At 50.4% G+C, this 15,342-nt stretch carries 20 protein-coding genes; 10 read left to right on the plus strand and 10 right to left on the minus strand.

Annotated elements, in window-relative coordinates; translation table 11 throughout:
* Positions 1 to 11 precede the first annotated feature (11 nt).
* Positions 12 to 713, minus strand: coding sequence for a TIGR02253 family HAD-type hydrolase (locus PFER_RS09290; protein WP_048151433.1), 702 nt, complete (start codon positions 711 to 713; stop codon positions 12 to 14).
* A gap of 187 nt (positions 714 to 900) precedes the next feature.
* On the opposite strand from PFER_RS09290, the gene PFER_RS09295 reads away from it, so the two are divergent.
* A complete protein-coding gene (locus tag PFER_RS09295; protein ID WP_048151435.1) occupies positions 901 to 1,167 on the plus strand; it encodes a hypothetical protein in 267 nt (88 codons plus the stop codon).
* Here PFER_RS09295 and PFER_RS09300 read toward each other — a convergent pair.
* Complete coding sequence (locus PFER_RS09300; protein ID WP_048151437.1) at positions 1,153 to 1,713, minus strand: ASCH domain-containing protein; 561 nt, start codon at positions 1,711 to 1,713, stop codon at positions 1,153 to 1,155. The two genes, PFER_RS09295 and PFER_RS09300, sit on opposite strands and share 15 nt — an antisense overlap.
* Positions 1,710 to 2,048 carry an ASCH domain-containing protein gene (locus tag PFER_RS09305; protein ID WP_048151439.1) on the minus strand — a complete coding sequence of 113 codons (339 nt, stop codon included), beginning with the start codon at positions 2,046 to 2,048 and terminating at the stop codon, positions 1,710 to 1,712. Before PFER_RS09305 ends, PFER_RS09300 begins: the two co-directional genes overlap by 4 nt.
* Positions 2,049 to 2,427: 379 nt before the next feature.
* Here PFER_RS09305 and PFER_RS11900 point away from each other — a divergent pair, with 379 nt between their 5' ends.
* The 9 genes from PFER_RS11900 to PFER_RS09345 all read left to right on the plus strand — a co-directional run bounded on the left by PFER_RS11900 (position 2,428) and on the right by PFER_RS09345 (position 10,641).
* Positions 2,428 to 5,214 carry a hypothetical protein gene (locus PFER_RS11900; protein ID WP_157255191.1) on the plus strand — a complete coding sequence of 929 codons (2,787 nt, stop codon included), beginning with the start codon at positions 2,428 to 2,430 and terminating at the stop codon, positions 5,212 to 5,214.
* Positions 5,215 to 5,219: 5 nt separating this feature from the next.
* Complete coding sequence (locus tag PFER_RS09315) at positions 5,220 to 5,576, plus strand: hypothetical protein (protein WP_048151441.1); 357 nt, start codon at positions 5,220 to 5,222, stop codon at positions 5,574 to 5,576.
* Between the two features lie 102 nt (positions 5,577 to 5,678).
* Positions 5,679 to 5,834, plus strand: a complete 156-nt coding sequence (locus PFER_RS12225) for a hypothetical protein (RefSeq protein ID WP_157255193.1) — start codon at positions 5,679 to 5,681, stop codon at positions 5,832 to 5,834.
* Complete coding sequence (locus tag PFER_RS09320; RefSeq protein ID WP_048151443.1) at positions 5,827 to 6,099, plus strand: hypothetical protein; 273 nt, start codon at positions 5,827 to 5,829, stop codon at positions 6,097 to 6,099. The genes PFER_RS12225 and PFER_RS09320 overlap by 8 nt, the downstream gene beginning before the upstream one ends.
* Entirely contained in the window at positions 6,096 to 6,368 is a 273-nt protein-coding gene (locus PFER_RS09325; protein WP_048151445.1) for a hypothetical protein, read from the plus strand. The genes PFER_RS09320 and PFER_RS09325 overlap by 4 nt, the downstream gene beginning before the upstream one ends.
* Before the next feature lie 90 nt (positions 6,369 to 6,458).
* Positions 6,459 to 7,577, plus strand: coding sequence for a hypothetical protein (locus PFER_RS09330; protein WP_048151448.1), 1,119 nt, complete (start codon positions 6,459 to 6,461; stop codon positions 7,575 to 7,577).
* A 12-nt stretch (positions 7,578 to 7,589) separates the two neighbouring features.
* The gene (locus PFER_RS09335; protein WP_048151450.1) at positions 7,590 to 8,108 is read left to right on the plus strand and encodes a hypothetical protein; all 519 of its coding nucleotides are present in this window, start codon (positions 7,590 to 7,592) and stop codon (positions 8,106 to 8,108) included.
* 1,138 nt (positions 8,109 to 9,246) lie between these two features.
* Entirely contained in the window at positions 9,247 to 9,411 is a 165-nt protein-coding gene (locus tag PFER_RS12055) for a class III signal peptide-containing protein (protein WP_084593949.1), read from the plus strand.
* A gap of 9 nt (positions 9,412 to 9,420) precedes the next feature.
* Positions 9,421 to 10,641, plus strand: a complete 1,221-nt coding sequence (locus PFER_RS09345) for an A24 family peptidase C-terminal domain-containing protein (RefSeq protein WP_048151454.1) — start codon at positions 9,421 to 9,423, stop codon at positions 10,639 to 10,641.
* Between the two features lie 101 nt (positions 10,642 to 10,742).
* Here PFER_RS09345 and PFER_RS09350 read toward each other — a convergent pair whose 3' ends face one another.
* Genes PFER_RS09350 through PFER_RS09380 form a run of 7 tightly spaced genes read right to left on the minus strand, consistent with a single transcriptional unit; the run spans position 10,743 to position 15,330 of the window.
* Entirely contained in the window at positions 10,743 to 11,369 is a 627-nt protein-coding gene (locus tag PFER_RS09350) for an HAD-IB family phosphatase (RefSeq protein ID WP_048151456.1), read from the minus strand.
* 39 nt (positions 11,370 to 11,408) lie between these two features.
* Positions 11,409 to 12,062, minus strand: a complete 654-nt coding sequence (locus PFER_RS09355; RefSeq protein ID WP_048151460.1) for a protein-L-isoaspartate(D-aspartate) O-methyltransferase — start codon at positions 12,060 to 12,062, stop codon at positions 11,409 to 11,411.
* A 41-nt stretch (positions 12,063 to 12,103) separates the two neighbouring features.
* Positions 12,104 to 12,361: a hypothetical protein gene (locus tag PFER_RS09360; protein WP_048151462.1), complete on the minus strand. Its 258-nt coding sequence runs from the start codon at positions 12,359 to 12,361 to the stop codon at positions 12,104 to 12,106.
* Positions 12,362 to 12,409: 48 nt separating this feature from the next.
* Positions 12,410 to 13,006 (minus strand): HVO_0476 family zinc finger protein, encoded by a 597-nt coding sequence (locus PFER_RS09365; RefSeq protein ID WP_048151464.1) that lies wholly within the window; start codon positions 13,004 to 13,006, stop codon positions 12,410 to 12,412.
* A 55-nt stretch (positions 13,007 to 13,061) separates the two neighbouring features.
* Entirely contained in the window at positions 13,062 to 14,081 is a 1,020-nt protein-coding gene (locus PFER_RS09370) for a CheF family chemotaxis protein (RefSeq protein ID WP_048151466.1), read from the minus strand.
* Positions 14,082 to 14,094: 13 nt separating this feature from the next.
* Entirely contained in the window at positions 14,095 to 14,832 is a 738-nt protein-coding gene (locus tag PFER_RS09375) for a hypothetical protein (RefSeq protein ID WP_048151468.1), read from the minus strand.
* Positions 14,833 to 14,844: 12 nt separating this feature from the next.
* Positions 14,845 to 15,330, minus strand: a complete 486-nt coding sequence (locus tag PFER_RS09380; protein ID WP_048151470.1) for a chemotaxis protein CheD — start codon at positions 15,328 to 15,330, stop codon at positions 14,845 to 14,847.
* Positions 15,331 to 15,342 lie beyond the last annotated feature (12 nt).

Genomic DNA, 15,342 nt, shown 5'->3' on the forward strand with positions numbered 1-15,342 from the left:
AGGAGCGGAAATCAAAGCTCCTCCACTATCTTTAGAACCTCGCGCAGGTCGCTTATTATAAACTCGCACTCGTTCCAGAGCTCTCTTTTGCTTCCCTCCGGGTCGTAGAGGACGCTGCTCATGTCAACGCTCCTCGCACCGACGCAGTCCTTTGAGGGGTTGTCGCCCACGTAGATGGTCTCATCTCCCTCAACGCCCGCCTTCTTCAGGGCCAGCTGGAAGACCGCCGGGTGGGGCTTGTAGAATCCCGCTTCCTCGCTGGTGGTTATCGAATCGAAGTACTCGAGGAGCCCAAGGGCCTCGAGGTGAGCCTTGAGGTAGTCGTTGTCCGAGTCAGTGACGAGGCCAACGTGGATGCCCCTCTCGCGGAGCCCCTTGAGGACTTCCTTGGTTCCCTCAACGAGCTCGCCGTGGAGGGCGTGCATTCTCAGGTGAATCTCCCAGAAGTCGGCCGGAACTTCGAAGCCGTACTCCTTCCCCACTTCCCCCATGGCCTCTGTGTCTATTATTCGGACGGGCTTGAAGGGCTTCCCGGCCAGGGCCTTAAACGCTCTGGAGGAGGCGTCCTCGTAGGCTTTCCACACCTCAACGACGTCAAGGTCTTCCCTTCCGGCTTTCCTGAGAACCTCGCGCACTATGTTCTGGTGGGTAACCTCCTCCCCCCGCTTGGTAATGAGAGTCCCCACGAAGTCGAAGAACACTGCCTTTATCACGTTCACCACCGCATAAAGCTCCCTTTTTGGGGTTAAAACCCTTTGTTATACGGCCGTTAAATATGGGGCCGTGCCATTTTTCTGACATTGCGACAATTCTTTTCCCTAATTTTTGAAATTTTTAGTCAAAAGAGCAACGTTTAAAGCACAAGTGCTAAATATCTCAAGGTCTTCCTGTCGTACGGAGGTGGTAACCATCGAAGCCCTCCTACTTGTGTGGGGCGTTAGGGACGAAGACCTGGAGCGCCTCCCCGTGGATGGGTACTGGCTCTACGGGGAGTACGACTTCATAGGAAAAATATACGCCGAAAGCGAGGAGGAGTTTGAGGCCCTTAAGAGGCAGATTGCGAGAATAGTCGGCCACAACTTCAAGATATTCCCCGTAAAATACAGCGCGACTTCTCCCTCGGGCCCGGTATTCGGGGAGAAGGTCGAGGTATCAGCCTATCTTTGAGTCCATCAGCCCCTTCTCTTTCAGCTCTTTGTACGCCCTTCTCAAAGCGTCCCTTATGAGGTATCTCCTGTTCATGCCGCCGAGTTTATAAGCCGCTTTCCGGAGGCTCCCTTCCTTGAGAAAGAGCCTTATCAACCTCTCGTCTTCCTGATCAAGGTCGAGGTGCTTGAGCGCCATCCTCGCTATCTCCAGGGGGCTGTTCCCCTCGTAGGGGAGCTCTGAGGAGAGAACGGGCCTGCTCCTCTCCACGAGTTCAAACTCAACGACCGTTACCTCCCCCCTGAGGTTCGGGTAGTGCTCCCTCAGCGCCCGCAGGAGTTCCTCCCTGCTTGAGAAGCCGTCCTTTATGGCGTCCTCTTCCGTGAGCTCCTCGATGGACTTCCGCTCCACCCTCCTTATCCTAGCCCTTCCGAGGACGTAGCCCCCCGCGTGTATGAAGACCTCGTCGCCCTCCCTGAGGTTCACCTTCCCCGCTCTGACCGTGGCACGCTTTCTGCCGGAGAGGATGGCCTCCCTATACCTGCCGTCGAACTTCAGGTGCCTCATCTCTTCCCACCCAGGAGGCGGAACCTTATGGCCATGACACCGTAGCGGTCCTCCTTCCACTTGGGGTACATGCCGTGGAAGCGCTTCACGGCCTCCTCGTAGCTCGGTGAATCCGGAAAGACCTTTTCAATCTTCTCCTCGCGAAGGAGCTGGCGGAACGTCTCGTACCGCTTAACCCACACGACCTCCGCGGGGATGAGGTCGTTGAAGAGTATCTTGTCCCCCGCTTTCATCCCCCTGAGCTGGGGGTAGGCCACCCTCGCCTCGATGAGCTTCTTTCCGCTCTTTATCATCTCGAGGTATTCCTCTCTCACACGAAGTTTGTACACCCTCACGCCTCTCCCCGGTTTTTGAAGGTAGGGGCTCTTTAAAAAGTTGCCGCGCTATGAGCTTGTATCAATTTACATGTCAACCATTTTAAGGGGCGCTGTACAATGGGATTTTTCCGAAAACTTTAGTGAAGTCCCCCTGGCAAACGATGCCGAAAAAAGACCTATGGTCATAATAGGAAGTGGGGTTGGTACGAGAAGCATGGGAAGGGCTGACACCACTCCATTTAACGCCCCCTCCCGCCTGTTTTTGTGAGCTGCCATTTCGTTATATTCATGAACCATTTTAATAAAACCGTGTTTTCTTCAAGCATCAGAAATTCTTTAATTTTTATTGATTTTACTACAAAAAATTTTTAAACACTAACGTTAGTTGTAAAGCCTGGTGATAATAATGAGAAAAGCCGGAGGATTGGTGATAGTAATACTCCTGCTCGGGAGCTTGATCAACATTGGAACTGTTCAAGCACTCAGCCAGGACCCTTACGAGGACTTCTGGAGGATACTCGAGAAGGAGGCAAATCTTATCCCAGAAGCGGGATCAGGGAACGTTACAGCTATTAACGAGTTATTCCAGAACTCTCACGCCGGGGCCGAAAACGCTGCACTAATCTCCGCCCAAACCTGGCAGGCCCTCCAAGAATTAAAATCAGCAGGGGTAAAACTGTACTACACTGAGGAAGAGCTCAGGAGGATGGCCCTGGAGATTAAAAGCCAGGGCCTCCCCCAGGAGACGGTTCGGGCCTTAAAAGAGCAGGGGTGGAGTGATGAGGAGGTGAACAACCTTCAGGAGTACTTAATCCAGCACGCGGATGAAGTCAGCGGGGATTTTAACATGAGTGAGTTCCTCACGGAGTTCTCGAACGCTTTTCTCAGAGTGGCTTTCAAGTGCAATGAGTACGAGAGTAAGGCGTTAGAATGGAAGTACTGGTCAAATCCTGGGACATTCTCCATTCGGGGCGAGGAGGTTCTTCTCCCGGCCATCTCGAGCGAATGGGGTGCTTTTTATGAGGTTTACCGCTCTAAAAGCATTGATGATAAGTTATCCGCCCTCAGAAGGTTAAAGGAGAGGGAGTTAAAACTCATTGAATCCGGTGGAAAGTTGGGTGACGGGTTTTTGGTAATGAAAATAACAACCTCACCCCGGAAACTCACGACCCTGGACGAGACCTCTACTAAAACGTCAAGCGTCTCCTCCCTTCCAATCCGCCGGGTTCCAATCAAGCCAGTACCAGTTAAACCAAAACCGTGCACTATAATCTATTACTGGAACGCTTTGAAGGCTTACAATCTCACCCTTCAGGTTGAGTCCATTCTCACGGCCCAAAAGTTCGGGAACTCCAATCCTGAACTTAATTACCGCTTGAATGAGAAGGTGAGCGAGCTGGCTGACGCTCTGAGGGCGCGCAGGGTTGTTAATGGTGGTGATTGTTCCGGAGTAAGCCCTCCTGAGCCGGGAATTTTGGGAGGGTCTCTCACGGAAGAGGCTCTAACTGCCGGGCGGTTAGAGGTTAAGAGTGTCCGCGTGGAGCCCGTTGAGGTGGCTGAGGATTATGCCACGTACAGGGTCGTGGTGGAGGTTCAGGCTGTGGGGAATGCTGTTTCCAGCGTTAATGTGGAGTTTAAGGGTGTGGAGTTGAGTGACGCTGAGAGCGGCGGGTTTTTGTATGAGAATGAGGTGAAAACGGTCGCGAGTGGTGTTAGTGGTAGGGTTTACGGTAGTGGGAGCGTTGAGGTCAGTGGTGTCGTCAGGGTTTCGTACGAGTCCCACTCTGGGCCTGTTCCATTATCAGCGAGTTCACCTGAAACGTCAATGAAGCTGATCGAAGTGCCTTACTCGGGCACGATAACCCTCAACGATCCAGTGGATCCTCAAAAAGTGAATGTTAGTATCATCCCTATTGACGAAGATGGGGATAGTACCATACTCGAAGGAGAAAGTGTTAAATTTATGGTGAAGATCTTGAATGAAAATGGGGAGTTCGTTAAGGGCAATTGTTACATCGACATTAGTTATCCCATTACATCGACGGAAACAAGTATTGCAAAATTTCAGAGCTCATTTAGCGTTTCAGCTGGAGGGAGCGTAAGTGAGACTATGGGCGAACTCACATATGAGTATCCGGGGGTATTTAATTACCTGGGAAAATGCTACTTTAACCAATATTCAAAAACCGTAAGTGGTAGTGTTACTGTAATTTCAGCTGAAAGGGGGAGCAGATCGATTAGTGGTGCATTTGGTATATACCCTGCTACAATATACGTTGGGGATGTAGCCATGTTTCACTATACAGTAATTCCCTTAGAGGACTCTATATCCAATCCCACTGTGACACTCGAAAGTGATGATAATTCTATACTAATACTTAAAAAGACGTATCAGGGGGCAGTGATAACGAGAGATAAATACTTGGAAGGTTATGCTTATTACAAATTCGACAGAGCTGGAACGTATAGGATAACATTAAAGGTCAATGGTTTGCCAATATTTTCAAAAAACATTAAAGTAAATAATCTTCCCGAGCTAACCCTTCATCTGGAGTGCTCTAATGAGCCAGTATTACTCGGAGAAACAGAGGTATGTAACATTATAGTCAAGAAGAATACATTATCCGCTGATGTGCCATATGCAATAACTACCAAGATGCTTGATAGTGGCGAAGACACTTCGAGGGCAATCAGCACTAATATTATTACGGATGTCATTCCAGCAAAATTCAGCGGCAAGATAGCGGAAGTGTTTGTGCCGCTCGATGAAAGAATGACTGAGGCTCTCAAGCTTAGTGATGTGCGGGATTTAACCCCCAGAACTGGAGTATGGTCATGTGAAGACGGAACTTGCTACTATACTTTAAAGAGAGCAGACACGCCACATTACCTGAAGGTTACCGTTAGATTAGGCTCTGATCAGTATAGGAACCTGGAAGGGATAATAATGGCAAGGTACACAGGAAGTAAATACTGGAATGAAGACGCCGATGAGGGCATTAAAAAAGGAGCATTAATGGGGATTGCTCCTGTCGGTTTAGCATACGCCCCAGTAGAATACCTAGGGGCAATGATAGTCGAAATGGCCCCAGCTTCGGAACCCGTGAAAACAATTACCCAAATATTCCTATTCGCTAAAGATATTTGTCAAGGGATTTGGAAAGAGATTAACTTTGGAGGGTGATGCACGTGAAGTTTGATGTCCTTTCAACGGCGATCTCAGTGTTATCTTTGCTGGCGTATGCCTTTAGTAAGGAGGAGGTCCATTTTCTGTCCTTCATTTTATTTGCATTTCTCTCGGCTTTTTATCCCGTTAAAAGTGAGATTCAGAAGCTAAAAAGAGAACTTAACATCAAAGGTATTGATCAGGACCTAGGAGAAGTACTGGCCAGATACCTCTTGTTGGGGATTGTTGCAGTCGCCTTTGCCACGAGCGGAGATCTCAAAGACTTTGTTGCTCTGTTGTTACTGTACTCTTTAATTGAGAGATGGAAAATCCGGCAAGAACTTGTTCACATTAGAAATAATTTAAGATATTCACCCTGAAAGAGTGAGAAAATAAGCATTTACAGAGAATCCCAAAATATTGGCCCAACACATATCCAAATCAAAATAATAACCCCAGTTCAACAAAATGAAGGTGATTATATGCTTGAGGTATACCTGCTGATGGCGCTTCCCTGGATCTTTTATTTATTTCTAATGTACTTCTTCCGCCGTAGGCTACTTAGAGAACTTGGGGAGATCAATCGCAGGCTGTTAAATCTCGAAAACCACGTTAGGAGGGGAGAGGCAGATGATTAGTTACATCCCACCATGGAATTCAATCGTAGCACTGGCATACATTATTTTAGCAGTAAGTATGGTGCTCAAGATACGCCCCAGTGCCGGAGAACTGATATTCGTAATCCTTTACAGTATCTCATCAATTGCCATCTCTCTTATATCCTTGGGCTACTCCGTACTCCTCTTAGGGCCGCTTTTAATGTATGGAGCATTAGCTTACTCTGAAAAAACAAGCCTGAATAACCTAAAAGGAGAGATTAGCAAGCTGGAGGGGAAACCATGAAAGTTCACCGTGTCATACTGGCCATTATAGTGGCAATGCTTTTTCCCAATCTCCTTGAGATAAAAATTTATGGATGGCTCATTGCCCCAATTCTGGTTTTTGTAGTACCTTGGTTATTTGTTTGGGCATTTTTTGATGACGTTGACGAACTAAAAGCGAGCATAGCCAGACGGGTTAGATCATTAAAGCACACAAAGAGCCAAGCAACAATCTTAGCGGGGACAATAACCCAACTCGTGAGGGCAGTGGATTCATGTCAGTGGCTGTGAAGCTTCTTGTTGATGATGGAGAAAGTCGACCAAGAGTCTCACAATAGATGGTGGCAGCATGGGGCGTTACTTTAACGTGGAGTGCCAAGATTGCAGACATGGCTGGAGGATAGAAGTCTGGGAGGCAAACTGGAAGTGTCGAAGCGTAGGAGTGTTCCAGCAGTCTCTACAAGGGGGTTTTCCCTTCAGTGGACTGCTGTCCAGGGTGAGCATTCGTACGGGGTTAAGCTTTTCGAGGTCCTTGGTGGGCAGGAGTTGGAAGTGGACAGTAGGGAGGGGGAGGTGAGTGTTGCTTCTAAGAATCAGCTCTTTGCGGTGGTTATGAGAGCTTTTCCGACTGAGCTTGAGGGTGGTGGGACTGTGTACTTGACCGTTAAGGTCAGGAATTTTGATGCTGGTGCTCTTTCGCTCAGTGGTTTCGTTGAGGATGAGAGTGGAGCGATAATAAAGAGGATTGATGGTTTTGAGGGGAGGATTCCGGCTAACGGGGTGAAGAATATCACGTTTGGTTACACGGTTTACGGTGTTGGTGCTCACGCGTTCAGAGTCTTCCTCGACAATTATGATGGTGAACCGAATGGTAAGGGCGAAGAACACTGGGCGGAAGTGACGATGGAAGTAAAGCCAGTAAATGGGAGGGAATTGAAACAGGTAGGGTTTGAATGCGACGATCCCGAATTTAACTGGAATGGAATAGAGTACAAGGCTCCGATAGTGTGCAGAGCGTCTGTCTATAATCCCTCTAAAAACAACGTTGAAATAAGTATTGTAAATGTTAAAACTTGGACGATAGATAATCAGGCCTTAGAAAATTCCTTAGGTCATACTTGGGAGGTTGAGTATCCTAATGTAATACATGGATCTGAAACCGCTACGATAATCTTCAAAAATACAGCTCGTACAGGGCTTCTCGCACTTGAGAAGGATTTGTTTGGAAGTTATATCTCAGTTTCACTGAGATACATTATCTCCCCTCAGAATGGAGATGACATAGCATTCACCGGCACGGATACAATAAACATACGACAAGACAACAAAGACGTGATAGTGGATGTTGGAACTAACTTAGTTTTAATTGGAGCAGACGTTAAGGCAGGAATAACAATAGCTAAACTTGCCAAGAATGGAGAAGTTATCAAAGCTCTCAAGAATGCTTGGCCTTACGGAGTAAGCTTCTTCAGGTGGGGATGGTCACAGATAAACAATTGAGGAGGTGCAAAGATGGTGAGGGAGCAACTGTTGATCGTTTTCCTTTTCCTTTTTTCAATTATCTACGGGCTGCTCATATATCGCGGAAAAGCTACAAAGGGGATTAAAGTGTCCATTACCGTCCTTCTCTCAGCATACCTCGCGGTGAAAGCGCTCTTGGAGTCAAACCCTAAGTTTTGGGGATTGTTGGTGCCGGTTTTAATTTTCTACCTTACCGAAGTCGGATACTATTCCTATCACCTGCTGTTAGGTGTAGATCTTAATGATTCAAGTGAAAGGAGAAAAAAGTTTAAGTTAGATTTAAAGAACGGAATAGGTCTCGCCTTGCTTTTAGTCCTCTTTGAGATCGTTCCGCTACTTGCTGTGTATTACGCCACTCAGAATATCCTCCTATCCGCTACAGTTGGACTCGGAAGTGGATTGTTTTTCCTTACACTACCAAACTTTGATGAAAACGTATTCGGGTATGCTTTCGACTTTTATACACTCCTAGCGAGTATAACAACAATGGTGGTGATTTATGGGAATTAAAAACAGGCCTGTAATCCCATCTCTTATGTTTTTTCAATGATAGGCTCATTTTATCTTGTCAAGTACTTGATCCACCAGCTCCTAATCACAGCATACGTCGTTATTTTCCTTTGTAGTTCATTGGAAGAAGATGAGGTCTATCAAAGAGAGAGCATTAACGGCCACTGTGGTTAGCTTTCCACTTATGTCTTTCCAACGTGGGTCATAATTGAAAATATGCTTTTAACCCTTGTCCTAGGGATTGTGTGGAGTCTTTCTACTGGAGTTACAGTTTATGAAATACTATCAAGGAAACCTATTGTTACAGACAATTGGGGTTCAAACATTAATGACGCTTCCAAGGGCGGCAAAAATAGTATGGGACTTCGTAGGGCCAATTGTCATTGGAAAGATTAAAAACGAAATCTTGGGGTGATCTTGGGATGATACCTGCAAGCTCCTTAAAAAGGAGAGCATTTGTCCATTTCATTCTTTGTTTTATTTTGCTGTTTCCATAACGTACAAGCTTGTTAACCCGGATGAAGTTATCACGTTTTAGATTTTCTTGGAGTTTTAATAATGATGGCATCAATACTTTAGAAAATACAGAAGCCCAGAACTTCCAGAAGAAAAGATGATAGTGTTAGGGCTATTGATAATAACTGATATTCTTGGAATGCATCAGATTACAGACAATGAAGTTTTATCGGTTTCCCTTGAGATCCTATGGGGAACTATAATAACGATTTCAAGCTATGCCATTATTCACTACAACAAGTTTAAATATTTACAAATCTCCAAGGAGATAGGGAGCAAGTGACTCCAGCAGGAAAGGTGTTAACCAAAATGGGCTGTGAACCAAAGATTGGGCCTTTGGATGAATTTAGAAGTATGGTTCACTTTGAACTGAATAGTACTGATAGTGTTATATTGGACATCAAGGAGGTTGATGATAATGGGGGTTAAAGAGACACTCTGGGCTGTCATGGTTTTTACTGGCCTTATTCCCATTATTCTTTGTTCATTTCAGGCGATAATTGTTCGATAAATGCATACTCCAACTCAACCTGTACCATTCTTTAAGGGTCAAGAAGATGCTGCCGCGCCATTCACAAAAAGTTTAAATCAGATGAGGGCCAAAAGATATTAGGTGAGAGGAGTGAGGAGAGCCCAGAGTGCGATAGAGTACCTTTTCATGCTCGCGGCCGCGCTAATCCTCGTTGCGGTTGTGGTGAGGGTCATCGGCGACAGCCTGAACCAGATAAACGACGTCATCACCCAGTACACGGAAGTTATGAGGGAAAAGCTCATCCAGAACCTGTGAGGTGAAATAATGAACGGCGAACTTCTTCTCGCTATCATAGGGGTTATTATGGGTATTCTCACGTCCTACACGGACATAAAAACGGGCTTCATTGAAGACAGGCACGTTTTCCCAACCTTCACCTACATTGAGAGGCTCTTCTCCAGGGGCGAGGTTGAGGACACGGGCTCTACGGGCCTTTTTTCTTGGGTTATCCTTCCTGCGGCTGAAATAGGGGTGCTCTACTACCTCGTGAGGGGCCTCTCGGAGGGGAACGTTTTCCTTGCCCTCTCGGGGCTCATAGGCCTAATCGCCGGCTTCCTCCTCGGCTATTTCCTCTACTTCATAGGGGGCTGGGCCGGCGGTGACGTCCTCATCCTGGCGGCGTTCTCGGCGCTCTTCCCCTACGCGTCAAGCTACGCGAGGGTCAGGCCCTTCTACGCCACCAGCTACCCTCTACACGCGGTGACGCTCCTCTTCAACAGCATAATCGCTATCTTCCCCTTCATACTGCTCTACGCCCTCGGTGTGCTCATAGCGCGGGGAGAGGGAAGGAAGCTCACGGAGGTGTTCACGGAGAACGTCCGCCTCACCGTCGAGGGCGCCCTCTGGGTAATGGCGGCGATAACGTTCATCATAGTCCTCGCCAGCGCCGTTGGGGTTACGCTCAATCCTATCATCCGCTACGCACTGACGCTGGTACTCCTCTTTGTCCTCGGCAAGTACAGGGTCGTTGGCGATGCCCTCGGTCTCTTCGCCCTCGCCTACGGCGCCTACACCATCGGGACGGACTTTCTCTACGTCTTCGGGAAGCTCCTGCTGACCTTTTACGCCTTCAAGCTGTTCTTCTCCGTGGTTAAAGTGCTCAGAGCCGAGGTTCTCATGGAGGAGAAGCCCCTCGAGGAGATAAGGGAGTGGGACATAATAGGCGAGTGGATATACGAGAAGGGCGGGGAAGTGCGGAGGGACAGGGAGAGCTTCCTCGACAGGCTCAGGAAGGGCATTCTCACCGGTGACCTGAGCGTTCTGAACCCTGATTACGGGGACGTTATAGTCTCGCCAACGGCGGAGGGAATTAAGAAGGAGCAGATTGAGAGGCTCCGTGCCCTCGTTGAGGAGGGAAAGCTCGAGAACCGCTTCCTGGTCAAGAAGGCCATGCCCTTTGCCCCGGCACTCTTCCTCGGCTTTCTGATTTCGATACTCTACGGTGATATATTCTGGTGGCTCGTCCTGAAGATGGCGGGCCTCTAGGGCCCTTTAAAATTTGGGTCAGGGAAGGGCGTGTTCGTCACCTTTCGGCAAAGCAAAAGCTCATCATCCCCCGACGTTAAATGGGAAGTGGGGTTAAAAGGTTAGCCCCCAATGAGCCCCTCGATTATCTCCCTCACTTCCAAGAGGTTCTCAACGACGTGGTCGCCCTCAACCCCCTCGTGTGGGTTTATCGCTATAGCTACGTCGGCCTCGCGGAACATCGCTATGTCGTTGTAGCCGTCCCCAACGGCCACCGTGAGCTCCGGCTTCAGCTCATCCTTGAGCCTCCTTAGGATGGCCCCCTTCCCCTGGAAGTCAACGTGCGGTCTTACCTTTCCGGTTATAACGCCGTTCTCATCAAAGATTAGCTCGTTCGCGAAGACGTAGTCAACGCCGAGCTCTTCCCCGACCTTCCTCGCGAGGCACATGAGGCCGCTCGAGAGGATTGCCACCCTGAAGTTCTCCCCCTTCAGAAACTCAATCAGCTCTCTCGCCCCTTCCATGTACTCCACTTTTTCAACCCACTCCATAATCTCCTCCCTCGTGTGCCCCCTCCAGAGGGACGCGTCGAGCTCGGCCCACTCGGCATAGCTTATCTCGCCGGCAAAAAAGCGCTCCGCGTACTCCTTGCCCTTCTCCCACGTCCCAAAGCGCTTGTGGAGCTCCACCCACCCTGAGACTGACTTTACAAGCGTTCCCTCAAGATCAAAAGCTATGAGCCTGGCCATTTTCTCACCTAAAGAAAGGTTCGGTTGGAGCTTAAAAGCCTACTCCCCCCACCCGTACTCGCCTATGAGGGGAACGAAGGCAACCCCTCCCCAGCGCCTCTTCCTTATCTCGCCTGTTTCACTTTTCTCGACGATGTAGAGGTCCTGCCACAGGTGGTAGCTCCCCACGGGGATTATGAGCCTCCCTCCCGGCTTCAGCTGCTCCACGAGGGGTTCCGGCACTTTTGGCGCTCCCGCCGTTACGAGGATTCTATCGTAGGGGGCCTTCGGGGGGAAGCCCTTACTCCCATCGCCGAGGATGACGTGGACGTTCTTAACTCCCGCCCTCTCGAGGTTCCTCCTTGCGAACTCGACCAGCTCGGGAATCCTCTCGACTGTATACACGTCGGTCTTCACGAGCTCCGCTATCAGCGCCGCGTTCCACCCGCTCCCGGTCCCTATCTCAAGAACCTTCATTCCGGGCTCAAGCTCGGCCAGCTCGAGCATTATCGCCACCATGTGGGGGGCGCTGATTGTTTGGCCCGCGGGAATCGGGAGGGGCTCATCAACATGCGCGTAGCCCCTGTAGCGCTCCTCAACGAAGAGGTAGCGGGGGTACTTGAGAAAAGCCTGCCTAACCTCCTCGCTCCTTATGAGCCGCTCACCCACAAGGGCCTTTACGGTCCTCTCCCATCTCTCATCGAGCTCTTCCATCGGTGTATTGAACGCGCTTGGAGGATATAACGGTTACGGCATTACTTGCCGAGCGAGAGCTCCTTCGCCTTCACGACCACGGCCCCTTCCGGAAGCTCGACCTCGCCGCGCGTTATTATCACCGCCCCGTCGTAGGTGGTCAGCGTCACCTTGACCTTCTTGAAGCCTCCGGTTTCGCCGACTATGGCGAGGGGCCTCTCCTTGAGCTCCAGAAACTTCAGGAATTCCTCCGGCTCCACAAAAACCATGACGCCGCCGGCTATAACGCGGTTTGCATCTACGGCCATCCCGCACCCCATGGTACCACCGTAATGGTATGGGCGCTGAAGAAAATAAGTTTTTGGGCCTCAGTGGCCCCTGTAGATTTCGAGCTTCCTCCTAGCGCGGCCCCTTATGGCGTGCCCCATGAGGCGTGTTATCTCATCCGCCTTGGCCTTCCCGTGGCGCACCATGCCCTTCCGGGTCTTTATCTTCTCCACGACGAAGGTGTACCCGCCGACTTCAAGGGCCTCCCCCGTCACGAACTCCTCTTCCCTCTCGGCTTTAACCTTGAAGGACTGTGTGACGCCGTCTTTGAGGTATATGGAGACACCAAAGACTGCCGGAAAGTCGAGGTTCTCGCCCCAGAGCGTCTTCACGTCGTCGGTACTGGCCCTCTCAACGCGCTTCTGGCCCTCGAGCTCTATCCCCGTTATCCTAACGTCGCCCTTCTCGGTCTCGATAATGTCCCCCACCTTGACTTCGTCTCCCTCCGGGAGGTACCCCGTGACCTTGAAGCTCCTCTCGTGCTCGCTGACCACAACGGGAACCTCGCGGAGCTTGGGAAGGATTATCATCCACACGTGATGGCACTCGTTGCACCTGAGCGTAAGCTCTCTCCCCCTCTCTTTGATGACCTCAACGTCCTCGCTCCCGCACTCGGGACACACAAAATACTCCTCCATTTTCATCACCATCGGGGCTTATGGAAGGAGGGTTTAAAAAAGGTGCCGGTTGGGCTCACATCATGCCCATTCCGTACTTCATCATCTTGTTGACGAGCTTTCTGCCGTCCCTCGTCAGGTCAACGACCTTCCTTATCATGACGAGTTTGAGCAGTCCCTTGTCCATCAGCCTGTCGTATATCTCCTCGAGCTCCTTCTCGCTTATCCCGAACATCTCGTTGAGGCTCAGCGGGTCCATCCCCGAGTAGAGGGCCATGAGTACCTGCTGCTCCATCTCATCGAGCCCTCCGAGCTCCTTAAGCTCGCGCTCCAGCTCCTCCTGGAATTCGGATTTTATCGTTGGAAACTCTTCTGCCACCTTCATCAGCAACTCGAGGTAGTCCTTGCGGTACGTGAGGAGGTAGCGGAGTATGTAGAGCCTAACCTTCTTCTCCTCCACGAGGAGGTAGGATACGACGCTCTCGTTCTCGTAGAAGTGCTTTATCTTCCATGCCTCGACCTTCTTGTCGCCCATCTCGATTTCCTCGACGTCTAAATCTTCCATGTCCGCGAACAGGGAGACGGGCCTTCCCTCCACGAGCACTATGATGTTCCTCTCCTTGCGCCTCTTCCTCACGGAGCGGACGACCACTATCTTAAGCGTACCGCTCTCCCATTTGGCCTCCATGTTGAGTGCCCCACCGCGCATCCTCGCCAGGAGGAGCTTCACGGAGGCGCCGTTTATTAGAACCTCAAATATCTTGTGGACGAACTTTTTGAAGGCGTCCTCGTCGTAGATTAGCATGTTCTTGCCTATCGTGAGTATAAGGGTTTTCTCCCCTGAGGGGAGGTAGAACTTGAGTCCAAAGTGAGGCAATTCAGGGTCTGATTTGAGCTCGTCCGGAACCTTGATACTCAGATCCGCCAGGGCGGAAAATGGGAAGGTGTCCTCACCCACAACCTCTCCCATGCGGAGGTACTTTACCCCTATTCTGTCGTGCTCTATGTACGCTAGGCCCTCCTTCCACCTAACGGAGGTCGAACCTTTCCACGTTGATTGAACCGCTGCCTTAACCCTCACCTGTGCTATGGGCATTCCCAATCCCTCTTCACATACTCATTTGTTCGATGCGTGCTTCGAGTCTTTTAACCTTTTCCTGAAGTTTCTGCACCTCCTGGGAGAGCTTCACCTCGAGGGGTGTTATCGCGGGACTCTCCCCTGCCCTCTCAATAAGGGCGTCTAGTATGGAGATGGCGTTGTTGAGGTATTCGGTTATCCTTATGAGCGCTTCCTCGTGGGTGAGGGTGATGATTCCCTTATCCTTTGTCTTGACGCTTACGGGGAGCTTGGCCTTGGCCACGTAGCTCATCATGAGCTCCAGCTGCTCCTTATCCTTCTTGGAGGGGAACTTCATGAGCCACAGCCTCTTGAACTCGTCCAGCTCCGCGAGCACCTTGACGAGGAAGGCGTTGTAGTCGTCCTCACTGACGTAGCCCAGAGCGTAGCCCCTCGCGAAGTCGAGGAGGGTCAGGAGTCGCATTTTCTTGCCCTTCGCCTCGTCGAGTATCTTTGCCATCCTCTCGTTGAGAACCTCCCTGAGCTTCTTGACGAGCTCCTCCTCGTTCACCGCCTGCGGACCCTTCTGCGGTTTGGCTATCTCCTTCGCCACATTACGGGAGGGGGCGCTCACTGGAGCCGGTGGAGACGGTTTTTCCTCCCTCGTACTCTTCATGAGGTGGTATATCTCGCTGGTGTATGCACTCATCATCCTTGAAACGAGGAATACCACGAGCAGCGCGGTTCCAATGAAGCCGCCAAGTATCAGTACTACGGTCGTTGTGTCCATCAACAATCCCCCCTAAAACACGTTCTCAACAACCTTTCCCCCTGAGACCCTACGCATCCTCACCTTGCCCGTGCCTACATCGAGGTATATCGTCCTTCCGCCCTTGCCTCCGGTGTCCTCTGCCACGAGCTTTATTCTGCGTTTTTTGAGCTCCCTTTTGGCAACTTCCACGTTTCTCTGCCCGATCTGCAGGCTTTCACTCTTAACGTTCGAGAACATGTGCGCTCCCCCGAAGAGCTTCGCCTCCAATCTTCTCGGGGAGGCACCCAGCTTTACCATATCCTTTATCAGCAGTTCCAGTCCCGTGTCCACGTACTTTGCGGGGTTCCCCTTGTTGCCATAGCGGGCGCTCTCGGGAAGGAGCGCGTGGAGCAGGCCCCCTACCTTGGTGAGCCTGTCGTACAGGGTTATGCCCACACACGAGCCTAACCCGTAGGTGCTTATCACGCCGTTCTTCTTTGCTGCCGCGTAGTCCCCTATCCCAACCTTTATCTCCACAAGTTTCACCAC

Source organism: Palaeococcus ferrophilus DSM 13482 (genome assembly GCF_000966265.1).
GTDB classification, from domain to species: Archaea; Methanobacteriota_B; Thermococci; order Thermococcales; family Thermococcaceae; genus Palaeococcus; species Palaeococcus ferrophilus.